General features: G+C 45.8%; 15 protein-coding genes. 6 read left to right on the plus strand and 9 right to left on the minus strand.

Annotation, left to right across the window (positions count from 1 at the left end; translation table 11 throughout):
* Window positions 1-53 precede the first annotated feature (53 nt).
* Both AB4329_RS06015 and mdh read right to left on the minus strand, forming a co-directional pair.
* Window positions 54-245, minus strand: coding sequence for a hypothetical protein (locus AB4329_RS06015; RefSeq protein WP_017068805.1), 192 nt, complete (start codon window positions 243-245; stop codon window positions 54-56).
* A 124-nt stretch (window positions 246-369) separates the two neighbouring features.
* Window positions 370-1,305: a malate dehydrogenase gene (gene mdh, locus AB4329_RS06020; protein ID WP_009847834.1), complete on the minus strand. Its 936-nt coding sequence runs from the start codon at window positions 1,303-1,305 to the stop codon at window positions 370-372.
* 332 nt (window positions 1,306-1,637) lie between these two features.
* Here mdh and argR point away from each other — a divergent pair, with 332 nt between their 5' ends.
* The 4 genes from argR (at window position 1,638) to AB4329_RS06040 (ending at window position 6,795) form a co-directional block, all read left to right on the plus strand.
* Entirely contained in the window at window positions 1,638-2,108 is a 471-nt protein-coding gene (gene argR, locus AB4329_RS06025) for a transcriptional regulator ArgR (RefSeq protein ID WP_004740827.1), read from the plus strand.
* Between the two features lie 341 nt (window positions 2,109-2,449).
* Entirely contained in the window at window positions 2,450-3,418 is a 969-nt protein-coding gene (locus tag AB4329_RS06030; protein WP_017061374.1) for a TAXI family TRAP transporter solute-binding subunit, read from the plus strand.
* 255 nt (window positions 3,419-3,673) lie between these two features.
* The gene (locus AB4329_RS06035; RefSeq protein WP_065584689.1) at window positions 3,674-6,253 is read left to right on the plus strand and encodes a TRAP transporter permease; all 2,580 of its coding nucleotides are present in this window, start codon (window positions 3,674-3,676) and stop codon (window positions 6,251-6,253) included.
* Between the two features lie 104 nt (window positions 6,254-6,357).
* Entirely contained in the window at window positions 6,358-6,795 is a 438-nt protein-coding gene (locus AB4329_RS06040; RefSeq protein ID WP_017061372.1) for a universal stress protein, read from the plus strand.
* Window positions 6,796-6,880: 85 nt separating this feature from the next.
* On the opposite strand, the gene AB4329_RS06045 is transcribed toward AB4329_RS06040, so the two are convergent.
* Window positions 6,881-7,843 carry a D-2-hydroxyacid dehydrogenase gene (locus AB4329_RS06045; RefSeq protein ID WP_372129595.1) on the minus strand — a complete coding sequence of 321 codons (963 nt, stop codon included), beginning with the start codon at window positions 7,841-7,843 and terminating at the stop codon, window positions 6,881-6,883.
* 36 nt (window positions 7,844-7,879) lie between these two features.
* Window positions 7,880-8,614, minus strand: a complete 735-nt coding sequence (gene rluA / locus AB4329_RS06050) for a bifunctional tRNA pseudouridine(32) synthase/23S rRNA pseudouridine(746) synthase RluA (protein ID WP_372129594.1) — start codon at window positions 8,612-8,614, stop codon at window positions 7,880-7,882.
* Between the two features lie 158 nt (window positions 8,615-8,772).
* Between rluA and AB4329_RS06055 the strand changes: the two genes are divergently transcribed.
* Window positions 8,773-10,050: an NRAMP family divalent metal transporter gene (locus tag AB4329_RS06055; RefSeq protein ID WP_372110149.1), complete on the plus strand. Its 1,278-nt coding sequence runs from the start codon at window positions 8,773-8,775 to the stop codon at window positions 10,048-10,050.
* Window positions 10,051-10,142: 92 nt separating this feature from the next.
* On the opposite strand, the gene rapA is transcribed toward AB4329_RS06055, so the two are convergent.
* On the minus strand, window positions 10,143-13,052 hold the full coding sequence (rapA, locus tag AB4329_RS06060) for an RNA polymerase-associated protein RapA (RefSeq protein ID WP_372137826.1): 2,910 nt from the start codon (window positions 13,050-13,052) through the stop codon (window positions 10,143-10,145).
* Window positions 13,053-13,518: 466 nt separating this feature from the next.
* Between rapA and AB4329_RS06065 the strand changes: the two genes are divergently transcribed.
* Entirely contained in the window at window positions 13,519-14,898 is a 1,380-nt protein-coding gene (locus AB4329_RS06065; RefSeq protein WP_017062953.1) for a PhoH family protein, read from the plus strand.
* 108 nt (window positions 14,899-15,006) lie between these two features.
* Here the strand turns inward: AB4329_RS06065 and tldD are convergent, their stop codons facing one another.
* From tldD to rng, 4 genes are all read right to left on the minus strand, one after another.
* A complete protein-coding gene (tldD, locus tag AB4329_RS06070; protein WP_017061366.1) occupies window positions 15,007-16,452 on the minus strand; it encodes a metalloprotease TldD in 1,446 nt (481 codons plus the stop codon).
* 19 nt (window positions 16,453-16,471) lie between these two features.
* Entirely contained in the window at window positions 16,472-17,284 is an 813-nt protein-coding gene (locus AB4329_RS06075; RefSeq protein ID WP_017061365.1) for a carbon-nitrogen hydrolase family protein, read from the minus strand.
* 94 nt (window positions 17,285-17,378) lie between these two features.
* Window positions 17,379-21,254 carry a YhdP family protein gene (locus tag AB4329_RS06080; RefSeq protein ID WP_372137828.1) on the minus strand — a complete coding sequence of 1,292 codons (3,876 nt, stop codon included), beginning with the start codon at window positions 21,252-21,254 and terminating at the stop codon, window positions 17,379-17,381.
* A gap of 10 nt (window positions 21,255-21,264) precedes the next feature.
* On the minus strand, window positions 21,265-22,734 hold the full coding sequence (gene rng, locus AB4329_RS06085; RefSeq protein ID WP_017061363.1) for a ribonuclease G: 1,470 nt from the start codon (window positions 22,732-22,734) through the stop codon (window positions 21,265-21,267).
* Window positions 22,735-22,746: the final 12 nt, after the last annotated feature.

Raw genomic sequence — 22,746 nt, forward strand, 5'->3', positions numbered from 1 at the left:
GCCTCAGGGCTCTTTTTTTTGGTTTTCAACAAATATTTGTAGGTGAGCCAAATTCAATATCGACTGGCTTCTAATGATAACGGCAGTTGTGCTTCAATCTCTTCAAGCTCTTCCATTGGCACCGCGTACTGCTCTTGCCCGTTGTAAGTCTCTACTAGCGCGTACTGCTCTTGCTCATCAATTACCAATACTTTTCCTAAGTGCCCCAAATATTCGACATTCATACCCTTCTGAACAGTAGCCATAACATTTACCTTCACATTAATTGTAAAGCTAAATACGAGTAGCTTGAACTTCAGGATCAAAAAAGCCGATCATAATGACCGGCCCTTATTAATTAGCTTAAGTCTGAGTTAAATAGCGTTTCGCTTATTTAGCGAATTCAACACCAATCTCGATGTCACCATTTAGCGTTTCAAGCATGCTATCTAAAGCGTTACGTTCGAAGTCACTTAGCTCACCGTAGCTAAGGATCGCTTCAGCGCCCTCTTTGCCTAGTTTAACTGGCTGTGCGAAGAATGGAGCGTGCTCGCCTTCACCTTCAACGTATGCACATTCAATCACGTTTTCTTCACCTTGAAGTGCTTTAACTAGTGCAAGACCGAAACGACAAGCCGCTTGACCCATAGACAGTGTCGCACTGCCGCCGCCAGCTTTAGCTTCTACTACTTCAGTACCTGCATTTTGGATGCGAGTCGTTAGCGCTGCAATTTCTTCATCAGTGAACTCTACGCCTTCAACTTGAGAAAGTAGAGGAAGAATCGTTACGCCTGAGTGACCACCGATAACAGGAACACGGATGTCGCCTGGATCTTTGTCTTTTAGTTCAGCAACGAACGTTTCAGAACGAATCACATCAAGAGTCGTAATACCGAATAGACGACGCTTGTCGTAAACGCCCGCTTTCTTCAGTACTTCAGCCGCGATTGGCACTGTTGTGTTTACTGGGTTAGTAATGATACCAACACAAGCAGTCGGACAAGTAACTGCGATTTTCTCTGCAAGAGACTTAACAATGCCAGCGTTCACATTGAAAAGATCCGCACGATCCATACCAGGCTTACGAGCAACACCCGCTGAAATAAGTACAACATCCGCACCTTCTAGTGCTGGTGTTGGATCTTCACCCGCGTAACCTTTGATCGAAACAGGCGTTGGGATATGGCTAAGATCGGCAGCAACACCCGGTGTTACCGGAGCGATGTCGTAAAGTGCAAGATCTGAACCAGCAGGTAGGCGGTTCTTAAGTAGTAGGGCTAGGGCTTGACCGATGCCACCAGCGGCACCAATAACAGCTACTTTCATTGTTATTCTCCTTGAGAGCTTTCTCTTATAGATTCTTTGTAGGGTAATTCTTGAGCTAAATCTAAGTTAAAAAACTATATTAATCACAAAGTGATTACAATCAATTAACGCTAGCTTTGCGACTTCGCGCAAGTCAATAAAACCGTGCTACACAGCAAGTTCGCATTATGGCGATAATCGACTGAAATAACAAAATAAGTCGTCGCAAATAACACATTATTCTATTAAATATTTACAGTGATATGACTAACAAATTACAGGGATGTTTTGGCTAAAATTGAATATGTATGCGAGAATATGCAAACATCTTTGTTAATGAATAAGAATGACATATGCGCAATACAGAAAAGCAAGACAACTTAGTTCGTGCATTTAAAGCCTTACTAAAAGAAGAACGTTTTGGCTCACAAGGCGAAATTGTTGATGCTCTAAAACACGAAGGTTTTGAAAGCATCAACCAGTCTAAAGTCTCGCGTATGTTAACCAAGTTTGGTGCCGTTCGAACTCGTAACGCAAAAATGGAGATGGTTTACTGTCTTCCTGCTGAGCTAGGTGTTCCGACCGTTTCTAGCTCTTTACGAGAATTAGTACTAGATATTGACCACAACAATGCATTGGTGGTGATACACACAGGTCCTGGTGCGGCGCAGCTGATTGCTCGTTTATTAGACTCACTAGGTAAGTCGGAAGGTATACTGGGCGTAGTCGCAGGTGATGATACTATCTTCATTACCCCAACGTTATCGGTTACCACTAAGCAACTGTTTGATTCAGTGTGTGAACTGTTTGAATACGCAGGATAATTGATCGCTGTTTCATAACTATCAGCCTTATTAATGGATCACGAGTATCTATTTGCTTCGTGATCCAAATCACATCCTAGAATATCCATACCTCCCTTCCAAAATCACACTAAACCATTGATTTTAAAAACTCAGTAGCAAATCAAACACGAGATCAAGACATCATTTGTTAGATTTTTTAGCTATATCTTTTAACATTCGAGTAATTTTCTGCCAATTTTTGATATTATTCAGCCACTTTTTCATCACATGGATTGAAAAAGGTGCCGTTTCCAAATAGGAAACTCCTGAAGCAACTACACTTGTTTCAGGGTTAATAATGAATAAAGGAAGGGAAATTCATGGCATTTACCAAACTTATTAAAGTTGGTGCTATTGCAGCTGCTGTAATGGGCGCTGGCGCTGTTAACGCTCAAGAGTTCATCACGATTGGTACTGGTTCAGTTACGGGTGTTTACTACCCAACTGGTGGTGCGATTTGTAAGCTAGTGAACAAGGGCCGCAAAGACCACAACATTCGTTGTTCTGTAGAGTCTACTGGTGGTTCAATCTACAACGTTAACACCATCCGTGCTGGTGAACTAGATTTCGGTGTTGTTCAATCGGACTGGCAATACCACGGCTACAACGGTACAAGTAAGTTCAAAGATCAGGGCGAATACAAGAAACTTCGCGCGATGTTCTCTCTACATACAGAACCGTTCAACATCATCGCTCGTACTGATGCTGGCATCAACAATGTGTCTGACCTAGCAGGTAAGCGTGTAAACATTGGTAACCCAGGTTCTGGTGACCGTGCAACGATGGGTGTTGTAATGGACGCTATGGGCTGGACTAACGACAGCTTCAAGCTTGCTTCTGAACTTAAAGGTTCTGAGCGTTCACAAGCACTTTGTGATAACAAGATTGATGCATTCATCTACATGGTTGGTCACCCGAACGGATCAATCAAAGAAGCAACAACGTCTTGTGATGCAAAACTGGTTTCAGCAACAGGTCCACAGATCGACAAGATCGTAGCTGAAAACCCATACTACGCTTACAGCACAGTTCCTGCTGGTATGTACCGTGGTACTGACGCTGACGTAAACAGCTTCGGTGTTGCAGCTACTATGGTAACAACTTCAGACGTTTCTGAAGAAGTTGCATACAACGTTGCTAAGGCAGTATTTGAAAACTTTGACACTTTCAAACGCCTACACCCAGCATTTGCTAACCTGAAAAAAGAAGACATGGTTAAAGCGGGTATCTCTATCCCTCTTCACCCAGGCGCAGCAAAATACTACAAAGAAGTGGGCCTTCTAAAGTAACTCTACTTTAAGCCTACTACACCAATAAGGAGGCTAGCCCTCCTTATTGGCTTTTCACGTTTTATAAAAATAATTTAAGTGAAAAGAACAGCCCTTTAAGTTTCTCCAATTTGGAGGACTTACCTTCGTATCAAGCCTAAGACAAAGACGAACAAAAAACGCATTTCCCTATCCATTCACTACACTAGATAGGAAATAAATAACGTTTGGTTGTTCGTAAGAAAAGGCAGACCATCAATAATAAGGATAGAGTACATGACGCAGACAACATCACCGTCTCCAGATGTGCAAGAAATGGTGGCACAATCAGATACTGGTGCGCGTAGCCCTCGTGGTATCCAAGGCCGTATTTTATGGTTTGTGCCTCTATGTTGGTCACTGTTCCAACTTTGGTATGCATCTCCGCTGCCGTTCATTTTTAACTTCGCAATTTTAAACGACACTGAAGCTCGAGCAATTCACCTTACGTTTGCTATTTTCCTAGCCTTTACCGCTTATCCAGCCATGAAGAATTCGCCTAGGGATCGCATCCCCGCAGTCGATTGGATATTAGCGCTTGTAGGTAGCTTTTCAGCTTCTTATATCTATATTTTCTATACTGAACTCGCTGAGCGATCGGGCGCACCAACAACATTCGATATTGTTGCGGCTGTATTCGGTATGGTTTTACTGCTTGAAGCAACACGACGCGCTTTGGGTCCACCTCTTATGGTTGTGGCAGCAGTATTCCTACTTTATACCTTTGGCGGCCCTCACATGCCGGACGTTATTGCCCACAAAGGTGCGAGCCTGAACAAGGCAATGTCGCATCTGTGGCTAACAACTGAAGGTGTATTCGGTGTGGCACTTGGCGTATCAACGTCATTCGTATTCTTGTTTGTACTGTTTGGTGCAATGCTAGAACGTGCTGGCGCCGGTGCTTACTTTATTAAAGTTGCATTCTCACTGCTTGGTCACATGAAAGGCGGCCCAGCGAAAGCAGCCGTTGTCGCATCAGGTCTGTCTGGTTTGGTATCAGGTTCATCTATCGCGAACGTGGTAACCACGGGTACCTTTACTATCCCGCTAATGAAGCGTGTTGGTTTCCCGGGCACTAAAGCAGGCGCAGTAGAAGTCGCGGCTTCAACCAATGGTCAATTAACACCACCTATCATGGGTGCAGCAGCCTTCTTGATGGTTGAGTATGTGGGCATCTCGTATGTAGAAGTAATCAAAGCCGCGCTACTGCCCGCTCTGATCTCTTACATCGCTCTGATTTACATTGTTCATCTAGAAGCATGTAAAGCAGGTATGACTGGCCTACCTCGTCGCCACACACCAACTATCGTACAAAGCTTACTGTCTTTCACGGGTACCATTTTAGGTCTGTGTGTTATCAGTGCCGCAGTTTACTACGGTGTCGGTTGGACGAAAGATGTCTTTGGCGATGCTGCAACACCAATCGTAACGGTGGCGCTATTAGTCGCTTATGTCGCTCTGGTTCGTGTATCAGCAAAATACGCATCTGAAGGCGGCATGGAAATCGATGCGGATCTCAAAGAAGTTCCGGATCCAGGTCCAACAATTAAGTCTGGCCTGCACTTCCTATTGCCTATCGTGGTGCTTGTTTGGTGTTTAACAGTTGAACGTTTCTCTCCAGGTCTGTCGGCATTCTGGGCGACCGTGTTCATGATCTTCATTCTGATCACTCAGCGTCCGTTAATGACTCTGATGAACAAATCAGACGATCTTGCAGAGCAAACTAAAGCTGGCTTCGTTGATCTCGCAGAGAGCTTGGTTTCAGGCGCACGTAACATGATTGGTATCGGTGTCGCGACAGCGGCTGCAGGTACGGTTGTAGGCGTGGTGACTCTAACGGGTATCGGTCTAGTAATGACGGACTTCGTTGAGTTTATCTCAGGCGGTAGCATCATTCTTATGTTGCTATTCACTGCAGTAATCAGCTTGATCTTAGGTATGGGCTTGCCAACAACGGCGAACTACATCGTTGTATCAACGCTGATGGCTCCGGTAATCGTGACCCTAGGCGCTGCGCACGGCTTGATCATTCCATTGATTGCGGTTCACTTATTCGTGTTCTACTTCGGTATTCTTGCGGATGATACACCTCCGGTAGGTCTCGCGGCGTTTGCAGCAGCGGCAATTGCGAAATCAGATCCGATTCGTACTGGTATCCAAGGCTTCACCTATGATATCCGTACCGCAATTCTACCTTTCATGTTCATCTTCAATACTCAACTACTACTGATGGGCATTGATTCTTGGTGGCACTTAGCACTAACGATTTTCTCATCTGTGACTGCGGTACTTATCTTCGCAGCTGCAACACAAGGTTGGTGGTTCACCAAGAACAAGTGGTGGGAAACGGTGCTGCTTATTGCATTAACCTTCACTTTCTTCCGCCCTGGCTTCTGGTGGGACATGATTTACCCAGAGAAAGTTCTTTCACCTGGAGTTGAGATTGCTCAAATCACGGAAAAGCTGGATGTGGGACAATCACTTGAACTTAGAGTGGGTGGCGAAAACTTAGAAGGTGACTATTCTGAAAAGACAGTTCGCCTGCCGTTTGAAGATTCTGCGACCTCAAGTGAAGATCGTATTGCCTCTATGGGTCTAATGCTGACTGAATCAGAAGGCAAGATGATTGTTGATATGGTTGAGTTCGGTAGCCCAGCAGAAGCGGCTGGTATTGATTTCGATTGGGAAATCAAATCCGTTATCCAAGATGCAGATCGACCAATGAAAGAGTGGGTATTCTTACCAGCTCTGATCATTTTGATTGGTTTAGCGATGAACCAAAGAAGACGTGCTCGTAAGGATGAGATTAGCGCGTAATGGATAAGGCTGAGTAGTGCTTAGCGCTATTTGGCTTTATTACATGGAAAGGATAATTACAGTGCTAAGTGAAAGCTTAGCGCTGATTAAAAAGAGACGAATACATGTATAAACAAATCCTTGTTCCTGTTGATCTTAATGACAAAGGCTTTTCTGATAAGGCAGTCGAACTGGCGGTATGGCACGCAAAACACAGCAATGCTGAAATCCACATTCTGAACGTACTACCAGGCATTCACATGTCGATGGTGGCGTCTTACTTCCCGAAAGATGCAGCGAACCAAATGAAGCTTGATGTTAAAAATCAGCTGAAAGAGTTTGCTGACAAGCACATTGACGATGAAGTGGTGTATAAAGTTCACGTTGCCGAAGGCAAGACTTACACAACGATTCTAGATTACGCAGAAAAACTGGGCGCTGACCTTATCGTGATGCCTAGCCATAAGCGTTCGAAAATCGACAAAGTTGTGCTTGGTTCTGTTGCAAGCAAAGTGGTACAGAACTCACCAATCAATGTATTGGTAGTTAAGCCGCAAGGCTAAATCACTTAATCGACACAACGATCTAAAAAGGTTGGCCTAAAAGCCAACCTTTTTTGTTTTTCGTTCACGCAATTTAATTCTTCAATCAACTCACTAAGTTCTGCGGATTACCCGCAACAAACCCATCAATATTGTCGATTAAGATATCAGACAGCTTTTGAATTGAACTGTCACTGCCCCACGCCACATGTGGAGTGAGTAATAAGTTCGGTAAGTGGCTATTAGCCAATAGTGGATTTGAGTTGTCGGCTGGCTCTTGTGTAAACACATCCATACCTGCGCCTGCAATCTCATGTTTTTTCAAAGCCTCAACTAGGGCTTGTTCATCTACTAGACCTCCGCGCCCGGCATTAATTAATACCGCGCTCGATTTCATCATTGTGAGCTCTCGCTCTGAAATCAGATTTTGGGTCGCATCAGTCAATGGGCAATGTAGACTGATCGCATCCGCTTGCTTCAATACCGTATCAAAAGGTAGATACCCTTCTCGACAAGACTCTGCTCCTTTTCGCTCGGCAAACATCACCTTCATACCAATCGCTTTGGCTAACATTGCGGTGGCTTGACCTAAGCTGCCACTCCCCATCAACCCCAGTGTGCTGCCAGCCACATCTTGAATCGGATGAGTAAAGAAGCAGAACTGCTTGTCCTTTTGCCACTCGCCCGCCTCAATGTCTTTATGATAACCAACAAGGTTTCGTTTAAGTGCAAACAGCATTGCGATGACATGTTCAGGAACCGATTGAATCGCATAGCCTTGCACGTTTGTCACTGCAATGTTTTTAGATTTGCAGTATTCCACATCGACATTATTAACACCGGTCGCTGAAACCGCGATCAACTTGAGTTTTTTCGCACCAGCGAGATTCGACTCATTGAGCACTACCTTGTTAGTGATCACCACATCAGCTTCTTCAACTCGCTCTGATACTTGCTCAGGAGCTGTGAAATCATACTCTACCCATTCATGCTCAAAGCTCAGAGGCTTTAAATGAATTTGAGATGGGATAGTCGCTCTATCGAGAAACACAACATTCAGCGTTGGCATTCTTCTTCCTTGGTTAGATCTATGAATCAGTCCATTCTAAGCTTTTAGCTTACTGTAGTCTGGAAGCTCAAGCGCAATTTCAAAGTGCTGTTCGATTTGTGGGGATGCTTGAGGATAAAAGTCACAGGGAACAAAGGCTTTAAACAACTGATTATTCGCTGGATGATAAAAGCTCAGCTCACACGCATGCAAAGCCAACCTATCACTGTATTCAAATGCTTCTGATGTTGCGTAAAACTCATCGCCCACAATCGGTGCGCCTATTTCCATGCAATGCACTCTCAATTGGTGAGAACGCCCGGTAATTGGCAGTAACTTAAGTAAAGTCGTTTGGAGTTCTTGCTGTTCTACCACATAACGAGTCTGTGATGATTTACCATCCTCGAAACACACTTTTTGCTTCGGCCGGTTTGGCCAATCGCAAATAAGAGGGAGGTCAATCAAACCTTCTGCTTCTTCTACTGAACCCCATACTCGGGCGTAATAGAGTTTGTGTGTCAGTCGATATTGAAATTGCTTCTTCAAATGACGCTCAGCTTGTTTGTGTTTAGCGAGCAGCATCAAGCCTGAGGTCGACATGTCCAATCGATGAACGACTTGAATCTCTGGAAATTCGACAATTAACCGACTCCACATGCTGTCGTAATGCTCAGGTAACCTACCCGGAACAGAAAGCAGGCCTGCAGGCTTGTTCACCACAAGAATATCGTCATCTTGATAAACAATATCAATCCACGGTTCACGCGGTGGTGTGTACTGTTCTAACGCCATTGAAGCCTCTTAATTGCTAGTGAATAAATAATTTACGGTTGATTCGTTTATAAATAAATACAACTTTCAACATTTTCGTACATAAAAGTTGACGATTTTACAAAACATGGTATTGATAGGGTAACGGATAATAAGAAGTCAGCATCAAAGGAAAAACGATGGACAGTACGGTTAAAACCACCAACACAAAAACACCAACCTCAGCTCCCCTATCAAGTTTAATTAAGTCTCTTGGCCCAGGCGTTATGATGGCCGCAGCGGCTGTAGGTGGTTCTCACTTAGTCGCCTCAACCAAGGCGGGTGCGATTTATGGTTGGCAGCTTGCCGCTCTCATTATCCTCGTTAACGTATTTAAATATCCATTCTTCAGAGCCGGCATCCAATACACGCTAGGAACGGGTCAAAGCTTGGTGGAAGGTTACTCTAACCTAGGCCGCCCATACCTTGTGATCTTTTCGATCTTGAGTGCCATATCTGCGGTCGTGAATACCGCTGCCCTGCTATTATTCAGTGCAAGCCTACTCAGTTACTTTGTTCCTTTCGATTTAGCCACTAGCACCTTGTGCATGATCGTTTTAGCGACCTGTTTGATCATTCTGTTTGCTGGCCATTATCGTGCTCTAGATACACTATCTAAAGCGATCATGGCGGTCTTAACCATCACAACCTTAGCTGCAGTCGCCATTGCTATCGGCTCTCCAGTCGAACCTGATGCTGCTTTTGTTCCACCGTCGCCTTGGTCATTGGCCGCTATTGGTTTTATCGTGGTGACCATGGGTTGGATGCCTGCGCCTATCGAAATATCAAGCATCACCTCTATGTGGCTAAAAAGCCAAAAAGAGAAGCAGGAAGTGACCGCACAATCAGCGCTGTTCGACTTTAACGTTGGCTACATTGGTACGGCGCTGCTTGCTTTAGTATTCGTTGCGTTAGGCGCGCTAGTACTTCACGGTTCGGGAGTTGAACTGTCTCGCTCCGGTGTTGGCTTTACTCATCAATTGGTCGGCATCTACGCTTCGACAATTGGTGAATGGTCTCGCCCGTTAATCGCTCTTATCGCTTTCTTCTGTATCTTTGGTAGCACCATTACCGTTATCGATGGCTACTCACGCGTGCTTGCTGAATCACAACGTCTATTATTCAAAAAAGATTCAAGCCCAAGAATGCTGCAAGGCTGGATAATCATTGTCTCTATCGCGGCACTCGCGATTGTGATGTTCTTTAGCGCAGCACTGATGCCTATGCTCGATTTCGCAATGGTACTCGCGTTTGCAACAACGCCATTCTTCGCTCTGCTTAATTTCATCTTGGTCAACAAAGCTAAGCTTCCAGAAGCGCTAGCCATTGGCAGCAAACTAAAATGGTTGTCTGTAGCAGGTCTTGTTTACCTATTTGGTTTCCTAGCGGTATTTGTTTGGTGGAAGTGGTTAATGTAACCAGCTACTTGAATTGTTAATTAAGCTACAGATACAAATAAGGCCTTCATAATGAAGGCCTTATTTCGTTGAAGCATTTCGCTAATTCAAAACTAGTTGTGAGAAACCACAATCAAGCGTAATGAATCTAGCTGAACCTGAGCTTTGCTGATGTAACCGGTCAGTTCATTGATTTGAGCTTCGATTACCTCTAGCTCTTCATCACGAATATTAGGATTCACGGCTTTAAGCGCTTGTAGACGCTCTAATTCACCGTTCAGGTTAGTCTGCATATCTCGTTGAGCTTGTTCACGCACTTCTTCCACTTTAGGAAGTACGTGCGTCTCACCCGCTTCGATTAGCTTGTGAATTTCACCTTGTACCGAGTTAACTAGCTTGCTCGCTAGGTGACGGTTTACAGGGCTTAATTGACGGTTAAAGCTGTCGAACTCAACCTGAGCTGATAAGTCATTACCACGGCCATCCATCATCAAACGAATTGGCGTCTTAGGCAAGAACTGGCTGATACCGCAGCGTTTCGGCGCTTGCGCATCCACAAGGTAAACCAGCTCAAGCAGGATAGTACCCACTGGCAGCGCTTTGTTTTTCAGTAGTGATACCGCTGATGCACCAACACCTTCACTCAGTAGCAGATCGATACCGCCCTGAATCATTGGGTGTTCCCAGCTAATGAAGTTCATGTCTTCACGAGAAAGCGCAGTATCACGATCAAACGTGATGGTTGCGCCTTCGTATGGTAAGCCTGGGTAGCTTGGCACCATCATGTGCTCAGACGGCGTTACAACCAGAGCATTCTCACCCTTGTCGTCTTGGTTCAAGCCAATCGTATCGAACAGGCTTAGTGCAAACGTTACTAGGTTAGTGTCGCCGTCAGTCGAGGCAATCTTCTCTGCAATTTCATGCGCTTTGTCGCCGCCGTTTGAGTGCATTTCTAATAGGCGATCACGGCCTTTTTCTAGATCTGATTTCAGGCTTTGATTTAGCTTGGCAGACTCTTCAATCACTTCATCAAGTTGCTCAGTGTTACCAGAAGCCAGCATCTCGATAAGAACATCTGAGTACTTATCGTAAACCGTGCGACCCGTTGGACAAGTTTCCGCAAATGCATTCAGACCTTCATCGAACCAACGCGCAAGGATCGCCTGTGATGTGCCTTTTAGGTAAGGAACATGAATGTCGATATCACGCAGCTGACCGATACGGTCCAAACGGCCAATACGTTGCTCAAGCAAGTCTGGGTTGAATGGAAGATCGAACATCACAAGTTGGTTAGCGAACTGGAAGTTACGACCTTCAGAGCCGATTTCACTACAGATAAGAACCTGAGCGCCGCCCTCTTCTTGAGCAAAGTAAGCCGCAGCTTTATCACGCTCTAGAATCGACATGCCTTCGTGAAATACGGTTGCACGCACACCTTCACGCTCACGCAGTGCTTGCTCTAATTGAAGAGCCGTACTTGCACGAGAGGCGATCACTAGGATTTTCTCGCTGCGCTTGTCTTGGATCTTTTCAATCAACCAGTTAACACGTGAGTCGAACTGCCACCAGCTTGAATCTTCACCTTCAAACTCTTGGAAGATCTCTTCTGGATACAGCATCTTCATTGCACGAGCTTCGGGAGCCATTTTGCCACCGATCATGCCAGATACACGCATTGAGGTTGTGTACTGCGTTGGAATCTCCATCGGCAGTAGGTTTACATTACGCTTAGGGAAGCCTTTGATTGCAGCACGTGTGTTTCTGAAAAGAACACGGCCGGTACCATGGCGATCCATAAGGTTATCAATCAGTTCTTGGCGAGCTAACGCTTGCTCTTCTTCGCTGCTATCACCTTCAATCACACGGAACAGAGGCTCAACATCTTGCTCAGAAAGCAGTTCCGTAATCTGGTTCTTCGCGCTGTTTTCAAGCTTCACTCCAGAGAACAGAGCCGTTACTGCATCAGCAACCGGTGCGTATTGGTCTTCTTCTTCAACGAATGCTTCGTAATCGTAGAAGCGATCAGGATCAAGCAGACGCAGACGTGCAAAGTGGCTCTCACGACCAAGCTGTTCAGGCGTTGCTGTTAGTAGTAGCACACCAGACGTATTTTCCGCTAAGCCTTCAACCACTTGGTATTCACGGCTTGGTTTGTCTTGGCTCCACTCAAGGTGGTGCGCTTCATCGACAACCAACAAGTCCCACTCGCCTTCAAGTGCTTGCTCGTAGCGCTTACGGCTCTTACGTAGGAAGTCCAAAGAACACAGAACGTACTGCTGGGTATCAAACGGGTTGTCTGATTCAGCAAACGCTTCAATACAACGCTCTTCATCGAAGATAGAAAAATGCAGGTTGAAACGGCGCATCATCTCTACTAACCATTGGTGTTGTAGAGTTTCAGGAACCACAATCAGAATGCGTTCAGCACGGCCAGACAGCACCTGTTGGTGGATGATCATGCCCGCTTCGATGGTTTTACCTAGGCCCACTTCATCAGCCAGTAAAACGCGCGGAGCGTGACGACGACCCACTTCATGAGCGATGTATAGCTGATGAGGGATCAAGCCAGCACGCATACCACACAAGCCACGCATCGGGCTCTTGTGTTGTTGGTACTGGTTGCTTAGCGCACGGTAACGCAACACAAAGTTATCCATACGGTCGATTTGACCTGCGTATAGCTTATCTTGTGGCTTGTTAAAGCGGATCTGGTTGCTTAAGAAGATTTCACGCAGAGTGACTTCTGTTTCTTGGGTATCTTCGCGAGTACCTAAGTAGGTTAGCAGCCCTTTGTCTTCGATAACTTCTTCGACAGACAGAGACCAACCTTCTTGGCATTCGATGACATCGCCTACATTAAACGTTACTCGGGTTACGGGAGCATCAGTACGTGCATAAACACGGTTTTCTTCTGACGCTGCAAACATTAGTGTCACTGTGCGAGCATCCATTGCTACAACGGTACCTAAACCTAAATCGCTCTCCGTATCGCTTATCCAGCGTTGCCCCAAAGCAAATGTCATGAATCGACTACCTCAATCTTATAGTTGGAATTTGGTCTTCTTAACTGCAGTTTTAAACAAGAACATTATCGCTCCTGAACTAAAAATATAGCCAAAAATGTCTAGTTTGCAGCCACTTTTTAAGTGCGCTCTCAATAATAAATATCTCGAGAAAATGGTGCAGAAAAAGGTCGCTAATCTTACTCGATGCTGTGATTTAGGTCACGCCTAAAGGAGATGATTTCATGCTTTTTTTCTGTTTTCGCCAGTGCAATCAAACTGTCAAAAATTCATGGTTAATCTATAGGTAGCAGATTGCTGCTCTCAAACGAATACACCATATTCACTCGTAACGATATGGTGCTGTTCCTCTAGATGAAGTTTAGGTGAGTAGTTGACTATCACCAGAATCAGATACTAATCTTTATATGAGCTTTATCTACGTTCAATGAATGCAAGGCAAGCCGCACGTCGGCAAGGAGATGCTATGGGCGAGACCAACCGGAAGCTATTTGTTTTAGACACCAATATCCTACTTCACGAACCCTTCGCTATATTTTCTTTCCAAGAGCACGATGTCGTTATCCCCATGACAGTGCTAGAAGAACTCGACAGAATCAAAGACAGTAAAAGAGACGTTGCTCGAGATGCGAGAATTGCGATTCGAACGCTCGAAGACCTGTTCAGGGAAGCCACACCAGACCAAATATCGGAAGGCATCCCTTTTTCTAAAGACATAAATGCATCTGGCAGTATTTCAATACTCGCTGACTACGAACTTCAAGAAAGCATCAAAGCCTTTGCCGATGACAAGGCGGGCGATAACCGAATCCTCAACGCTGTCCTCTATCTTCAAAATAAACGCGCACCACGCGAAGTGGTTCTCATCACCAAAGACATCAATATGCGTTTACGAGCAAAAGGCGCCGGTGTACGTTTTGTTGAAGACTATCAAACTGACCAACTGATTGATGATATCCAATACCTCACCAAAGGCTTCCAACAACTGGAAGGCTCATTTTGGGATGGTATCGATAATGTCGAGAGCAGAAGTTTAGGCGGCAAGACGCTGCACACCTTAGCAAGAGCGCCGTTCGAGCCAACCTTCCTCAACCAATATGTGATTGACGAAGAAAGTGACTTTGCCGCTCGAGTCGAGGAGATTGAGCCGGAAAGCATTACCCTGAGAGACCTCAGCCGCGAAAGATTGATGAATCGCAGAGCATGGGACATCACACCAAAGAACGTCTATCAAGGCATGGCGATTGATGCGCTGCTCGACCCTGATATTGATCTTGTGATTCTCACTGGCGCCGCAGGTAGTGGTAAGACACTGCTTGCTATGGCTGCTGCACTTGAACAAACCATTGAACGTAAGCAATTCGATAAGATCATCGTAACCCGCAACACCCCTGATATTGGTGAGTCGATAGGTTTCCTTCCGGGTACAGAGGAAGAGAAAATGTTGCCTTGGTTAGCCGCAGTGACCGATACACTGGAAGCGCTGCACAAGAACGACCACTGCACAGAAGGCTCGATGAAGTACATCTGTGACAAAGCCAATATCCAGTTCAAATCAATCAACTTCATGCGTGGCCGCTCGATTCAAAATGCCTTTGTGCTTTTGGATGAGTGTCAGAACCTCACCGCTTCACAGATAAAAACCATCATCACCCGTTGTGGTGAAGGTACTAAGATCGTCTGCTCAGGTAACTTAGCGCAGATAGATTCTTCTTACCTAACCCCTGTGACTTCAGGCTTAACCTACATGGTTGAGCGTTTTAAAAACTTCGAAGGCAGTGCCAACATCCACCTCAATGGTGTGGTGCGTAGCCGACTAGCTGAGTTTGCGGAAGAGAACATGTAGTGACTCTATACGCTCACTGAATCAGTAATCTAAAAACAAAAAGCGCCTCACATTGGAGGCGCTTTTCAATTTAATATTTTGAAGTAAGTCGGCAGAGGTTAGTCTGAATTACTCAGTACCACCAACGGTTAGCGAGTCTAGTTTCAATGTTGGTTGACCAACACCCACTGGCACACTTTGACCAGCCTTACCACACACACCCACACCACGGTCGATGCTTAGGTCGTTACCCACCATAGACACCTGCTGCATCGCTTCGATACCAGAACCGATTAGCGTCGCGCCTTTCACTGGGTGAGTGATCTTACCGTTTTCAATCATGTACGCTTCAGACGCTGAGAATACGAACTTACCTGATGTGATATCGACCTGACCGCCACCGAAGTTCGGTGCGTAGATACCTTTCTCAACCGTCGCGATGATCTCTTCCGGTGTGTGTTCGCCCGGTAGCATGTATGTATTCGTCATACGTGGCATTGGAAGATGCGCGTATGACTCACGACGACCATTACCTGTCGGTGCTACACCCATTAGACGAGCGTTCAGCTTATCTTGCATGTAACCTTTTAGGATGCCGTTTTCGATTAACGTATTGTACTGACCGTTAACACCTTCATCATCGACGTTCAATGAACCGCGTAGATCCGTTAATGTACCGTCATCGACAATCGTACATAGGCTTGAAGTTACTTGCTCACCAACTTTGCCGGAGAATACTGACGACTCTTTACGGTTGAAGTCGCCTTCTAAACCGTGGCCTACCGCTTCATGCAGCAGAACGCCCGGCCAACCAGAACCAAGAACCACAGGCATGGCACCAGCAGGCGCTGCAACCGCTTCAAGGTTAACTAATGCTTGGCGAATCGCTTCATCCGCAAATTGGTAAGCAACTTGAGTGCCTTTGTCATCACTTAAGAAGAAGTCGTAACCAAAACGGCCACCACCACCAGCGCTACCACGCTCACGACGATCACCCTTCTGTGCAAGTACGCTAATAGACAAGCGAACCAGCGGACGAATATCACCAGCGTAAGTGCCATCAGTCGCAGCAACCAGCATCTGCTCATGCACACCACTTAAACTCACCGATACTTCAGTCACCATCGGCTCTTTAGTGCGAATGTAAGCATCTAATGATTTTAGTAATTCTGTTTTCTGCTGTTTTTCCCAACTCGCAAGCGGGTTAACTGCATCATAGTAAGCTTGATTAGAGTTGCGTTTGAACGCTTGAACCTTGCCGTTTTGACCTTGTTTAGCAATACCACGAGCCGCAATTGCGCTCTGCTTAAGACCATCCAATTGGATTTGGTCAGAGTAAGCAAAACCAGTCTTTTCACCAGATACTGCACGAACGCCAACACCGCAATCGATATTGAAAGAGCCGTCTTTAATAATGCTGTCTTCTAGCACTAAAGATTCGTGCCAGCTTGACTGAAAGTAGATATCAGCATAATCAATTTGGCGGGTAGCAATACTCGCCAATGTATCTGCGATATTTTGCTCCGTAAGCCCTGTCGGGTTCAGTAGCGCTTCTTCAATTTGATTAATGCTCATAGATGGCTCTTGTTTGTAATTAAAATTGATTGGTAAATCGAGAGTGTTGCGCGATGGGCATATTTTGCCTAATGGACTCGCAACTGGATGTGTCTATCTCAACCACCATACTTTTAGGATCTTGGTCTAACTGTGCGACCACTCGTCCCCATGGATCAACCACCATTGAGTGTCCCCATGTTTCTCTTTGGCAAGGGTGTTTTCCGCCTTGACCTACCGCGACAATCCACGACTGTGTTTCAACCGCGCGGCATCTTAATAGTACTTCCCAGTGCGCTTGACCCGTTACCGCTGTAAAAGCCGCAGGCACCACAATGATTTGTGCCCCTTGCTTACGTAACTCTGAATACAAGTGTGGAAAGCGCACATCATAACAAATACTCAAACCTAAGCGACCAAAAGGCGTTTCCGCTGTCACAACTTGGTTGCCCGGAGTGAAAATATCCGACTCTCGATAGCACTTATGGGCGTCAGCGACATCCACATCAAACATGTGTAGCTTGTCGTAATGAGCAACGAGGCAACCAAAATCATCAATCACCAAGGTGGTGGTCGTCACTCCGTTAGTTGTGCTTATCGGCATACTGCCAATGACGATCCAAATTCTGTGAAGCTTTGCTAGCTCAGAGATTTTCTTTTGCAGTGGGCCATCATTAAAAGGCTCAGCACACTGGTGATAGTCGGCTTTACTGCCAAAAACTAACGCGTTTTCAGGGCAAACAACCCACTTAGCCCCCAACTCTTTGCACTTTGCAACTTCTTGAGCAAGGTACTCAAAGTTCAATTCAGGGCTGGGGCCAGATGTCATTTGAATCAACCCAACACAATCCATGTGTATCGCTCCTCCATTCATTATGATTCAGAAATCAGCATTTCACCGTATATTCGCTGACTCGGGCATAAGGTCTTTTCGGCTAATTTAAGGCCTATTCGGCTAATTTTCTCAGCTTCTCTGGCAGATGAAACTCGCCAGAGCTACGAGAAAGTTCGCTCACCGTTGGTGAATCCAATGGTCCTTTCACCGAATAATTTACTTGGGTAAAGACTTCCACAACTGGCGAGATAACCGTGGTCACCGCCAATACGTACAGCGCCGTTTGAGGGGTTACCGCAAAGGCCGTTAATACGGGAATACCCGAGGTAATATCTGGGGTAAAGTTCACCTCAGCATCAACCTGACGCGTGTTGAGGTTAGCGATACCTTTGATTTTCATCTCACCTGCGACCGCATCCATGTTCAGATCATTGGTCAGGAAGATACCATTTTGAATCTCGCCCGTTCCGGTGATGCTGTTGAAGGCCATACCTTTATCAAACACATCTGAGAAATCGAGCTGCATCTTACGGATGATCGAATCTAGGCTAAACAGGCCAAGTAATCGAGCTGCGCCGCTCACATCCGAGATAATGCCTTTACCAAACTTGGTTTTAACGTTGCCATCAAGGGTATCCATTTTGATTCCCCAAGGCGAACCATCCCAATTTAGTTGACCTTCCAACGCGAATGGCGCTTTTTGAATCCCGGAAGTAATACCAAAGCGCTCCATGAGCTCGCTGTTGTTTTCACCTTCAACATCAACGGTTAACGATGAATGACTCTTGTCACCTTGCAGTTCCCACCAGCCACTCACATCCGCTTTGTTACCGCCGCTTCGCACCTGGATTTTGTTCCACTCGATACGATCTTCGTTCCTCGTCATTTCAACATCGACCTTACCCACCTTGTAGCCTTGCAGCCAAAAGTCGTTCAGCGTCAGGGTCAGGTTTGGCATCGCATCGTGGATCTCTCTATCCAATTTGGATATCAATGGCGCAGCTTGTTCTTTACGTTGCAGCAGTTGCTGATCTTGGTTGTTCTTATCATTCCACTCAGGAACAAACAGATGCAGACGATCCAGTGAAACTGTCAAATCATAAGGAGGCAGGTAGTTAATATCCCCTTCTAGCTCTTGGCTAGACACTTCCATTTGCCACGCCTGTTTGTTCTTACTAGCACTAAAATCGACGTCATTCCAAGAGATACCACCCAAGATCAGCTCTTTACTCTCAAAGGTAATACGGCTTGGCGCAGGTATGGTTGGCGTGTTCATTTGACTAAGTACAGCCGTTGAAGGCTTTACCGGTTCCATTACAACCGATAACCAATCATCGGCATTGAATTTGTCTGTACGAATCAGGGCGTGATGGCCCACCACCGGGCTAATTTTGTAGCCACCGCGACCAAGCACTAAGTTGGTCGCCGTTAACTCAGGCACGTCGCCTGTGATATCAATCTCAGCTTGGTACTTGGTGTTTGGCAATTGCAGGCGCGCGGTAATCGTCTCTTGGTTACCCGATGCCTGTAGCCTTGCAGAGCCACTTTCTAGTGATTTTTTCGCCAATGGATATGGGTAATCACTCGCCAAATATTTTAGGTCTGACTGTAAGTCTAGTTGGTAGGTAAAGCCGATATCATTCAGCTGGATATCAATCTGGCTTTGCCATTGCGCATGACCTGATAAGCGGCTTAACCATTGCTCACCGATGTAAGGTTCTAGAGGCTTGACGTCCCAATCACCTAACACATCAATATCAACTGCATAGCCAGGACCATCATTAAGGCCCTTAAAATCAAGCGAGATACCTTGGTTAAGCAGATCCGCAGCGAGGCCATTTGCCGTCACTACGTCATTATCAAATTCAATTCGACCCGTGGTGTTCTCGAGCACCATTGGCGGCGCTTCAATCTCAACATGGTTGCCACTTAAGTCGGCGTAACCCCATGCTCTTGCTTCTTTTTCAGAATCAAACGGAATATTCAGCTGGAACTCAGAAGAGACATCACCACTCACTTGAAGTGCGGTTAAGGCTGCGCCTACCGAGCCCACCAGTGGCGAAGACGTCATGTAATCGCGTACTGCGTTGCCAGACGCCGTCGCTTTAGCTTCAATTTCAATATGGCCGCCTTCCCCTAAATAAGGAATGCGTCCTGTGATTCGATCTGCCGTCACATCCATCAGTTGAGCTGAGCGAGAATCCAGATGCATCGCATCATTTTCAAACAACAGATCAAGCTGAAGATCAGTAATCAGTGGCCACGCGGTATCAAAGCTGAATTTCGCATCTTCTAAGCCAACCCAAACCTGGAAAATACCATCGTGGTTAGTGTATGGGTATTGAGACAAATCACCATGCCACAACAGTTTTACGGTATCCGCTTTACCGGCTTGAATCGCAGTTGAAAGGTAGTCTGTTAGATCTTGCCCAAGAGCCAGTGTAGGTAAGTAGCGCCATGTTTCACCGACATTGTAAGCGTCCGCTTCGCCGTAGAAGGATAAAAACGGGCTCGCATCTTTTGGGAAGTCTAAGCGGAATGCGCCTAGTACTTGTAAATCGGGGGTGGCAGCTGTGATTTTGTCTGACCACAGCCTCCAGCCGTTTTCATCTTGCTGCCAAACAATATCAACCTGACCTTGTTTGATATTCAAAGGAGCTTGGAATACGTCACCGTAAGGGAACACATCGTCAATAACATGCAGGCTAGCTTTCGCTTCCGAGGCCGAACCAAACACACTACCAGACACTTGGCTAAAGCCTGGGACTAGTTCCCACTGCTCGATAGCAAGATCAGAAAAACTGGCTGAATAACGTAAACTGTCAATTCCCGAACCCATGGAAACACGGATATCAGAAACAGAGCCGCCCGGCGCCAATACGTTAATCATTTTGGTTGATTGTTCAGAGTCAGGCAGCAGCTTAATCAACGGAGTAATAGTCGCAATATCCAGCTCAGAAATGTTGAGTTGCCATGGACCTTGATTCCACTTGAACGCTACGTCGAGTTCCGGCCAAGGTGTGTCATCCGTTCTAAGGTTTAGTGAGTGACCATTTACTTGCCAACCATCATCAGTCGGCGACAACTTAAAGACACCGGACTCAAGCATGAGGTCATGCTCGCCATCTTCGTTCCACGCCAGTTCTGAGGGTAAAACCTCAACATAAGCGCTCACTGGCTTGCTATTTCGCAGCGTAAGCCAGCTATTCAAGCTCACAGTACCCGTTTCAATGCCGGATTCCGCCTGCATATAATGCGTAAGCCATGGCTTAACAGAAATGCTGTCGGCACTGACATAAAACTCACCAGTCACATCAGTCAGTGACCCACCATCAATAAAGTTAGCACTCACTGACAGAGAGTTTAGATTGGCATCTTTGATACTCACCACACCTTCAGCAAGGTGATGTTTGTCTGAATTTTGCCATTTTAAGGTTTCTATATCGAGCTGACGTTCTTCACCCGAAACAGAGTGATAAAGAATAGAAGAATCTTTTGCAGTTACATCGACGAGTGTTTTTAGCAGTAAATTATCGAGCTCTTGTATCACTCGCTTGGAAGACTCGGGATCTGTAGGTTCGTCTTTGCCATTTTGTCCGGCAAACAGATCAATTGAGCGGATATCAAGATACATTTGATTCATGACTAGATCGGCCACAACCGGGCGCATCTGCACGAGCGATTGAATCAAGTCAAACTCGACTTCAACACGCTCAACAGAGAAGGTCACATCTTCTGCATTGGGGAGGCTAGCTTTAACGCCTTGCAGAGCAATAGAGGGGTGAGTGTTACGCCAAAAACCGCCCACGTCTTGAATCGAAAAATCAAAACCGGAGTGTTGGTTTACCCAAAGCTCAATTTCAGATTGATACTTGTTTAAATTGGGCAAGGCTACACGCAGTGTAGTAACGGCAATGGCTAGCGTTACTAAGAGAGTAACCACTAACCATAAACATGCACGTAGAATCAGAGTAACGCTTGAGCTCACAAAATTTCCATTACATCATAACAACATCAAACTGCTCTTGTATGTACAGAGGCTCAGCCTGGATTTTAACTTGCTTACCAATAAAGACTTCAAGCTCCGCAAGCGCATGAGATTCATCGCCCTCTAACGCCTCAGCTACGGCAGCTGCCGCATAGACCACAAATTTATCGGCGTCGTACGCACGATTCACTCGCGTGATCTCTCGAAGAATTTCATAACAAACGGTTTCAACTGTCTTCACACTGCCGCGGCCTTCACAAGCAGGACAGCTCGAACATAGGATATGCTCAATACTTTCACGAGTACGTTTACGAGTCATCTCAACCAACCCAAGCTGCGTGAAGCCATTAATATTGGTTTTCACACGGTCTTTGTCGAGCGCAGCCTCTAAAGAAGTTAGTACTCGCTTACGATGTTCCTCAGACAACATATCAATAAAGTCGATAATGATGATGCCACCTAAGTTACGTAGACGCAGCTGACGAGCAATCGCTTGAGTCGCTTCTACATTGGTGTTGAAAATCGTCTCTTCTAGATTACGACGACCAACAAACGCACCAGTGTTGATATCAACCGTGGTCATCGCTTCAGTTTGGTCGATAATCAGATATCCACCAGACTTTAATTCGACTTTACGATCCAATGAACGCTGAATTTCGTTCTCGGTATCGTACATATCAAAGATAGGCTTATCACCTTCATACAGCTCAAGCTTGTCTGTCAGCTCTGGCACGTATTCAGAGGTAAACTCTTTTAGGTTTTCATACTCTAGACGAGAATCGACCTGAATCTTACTCAGCTCAGTACCGACAAAATCACGCAAGATACGTTGGCTTAGGCAAAGTTCACCATACAAGCGAGTGCGCGCTTTGTGTTTACCACGACGCTCAAGAACCTTTAGCCAAAGTCGCTTCAAGAAAGCGGCATCTTGTGCAAGTTCATTCGAGTCAGCGCCTTCAGCCGCAGTACGGATGATGAAGCCACCGTGTTCGTCACAGTAACGAGACACGACTTTTTTAAGACGGTTACGTTCAGACTCGCTGTCGATACGTTGAGATACACCAACATGACTTGCGCCCGGCATAAATACCAGATAACGAGACGGTAGAGTGATATCAGTGGTTAAGCGAGCACCTTTAGTACCAAGAGGGTCTTTGACCACTTGCACCACAATGTCTTGCCCTTGACGGACAAGCTCTGAAATATCACGAACCTGAAATTGTTTCTTTTCGTTTTCAGCGACACATTCAGTGTGTGGGACAATATCAGAGGCGTGTAAAAAAGCTGCTTTCTCAAGGCCTATATCCACAAAAGCCGCCTGCATTCCCGGAAGAACACGGCTTACACGTCCTTTATAGATATTTCCTACGATACCGCGTCGAGCATCTCGTTCGACATGGATCTCTTGAAGAGCCCCCCCTTCAATCATGGCCACACGAGTTTCACTCGGGGTCACGTTCAGCAACAATTCAGCACTCATGGTGCACCTCAG

Source organism: Vibrio sp. 10N.261.54.A5, from assembly GCF_041471145.1.
In the GTDB taxonomy this organism is placed as follows: domain Bacteria; phylum Pseudomonadota; class Gammaproteobacteria; order Enterobacterales; family Vibrionaceae; genus Vibrio; species Vibrio crassostreae_C.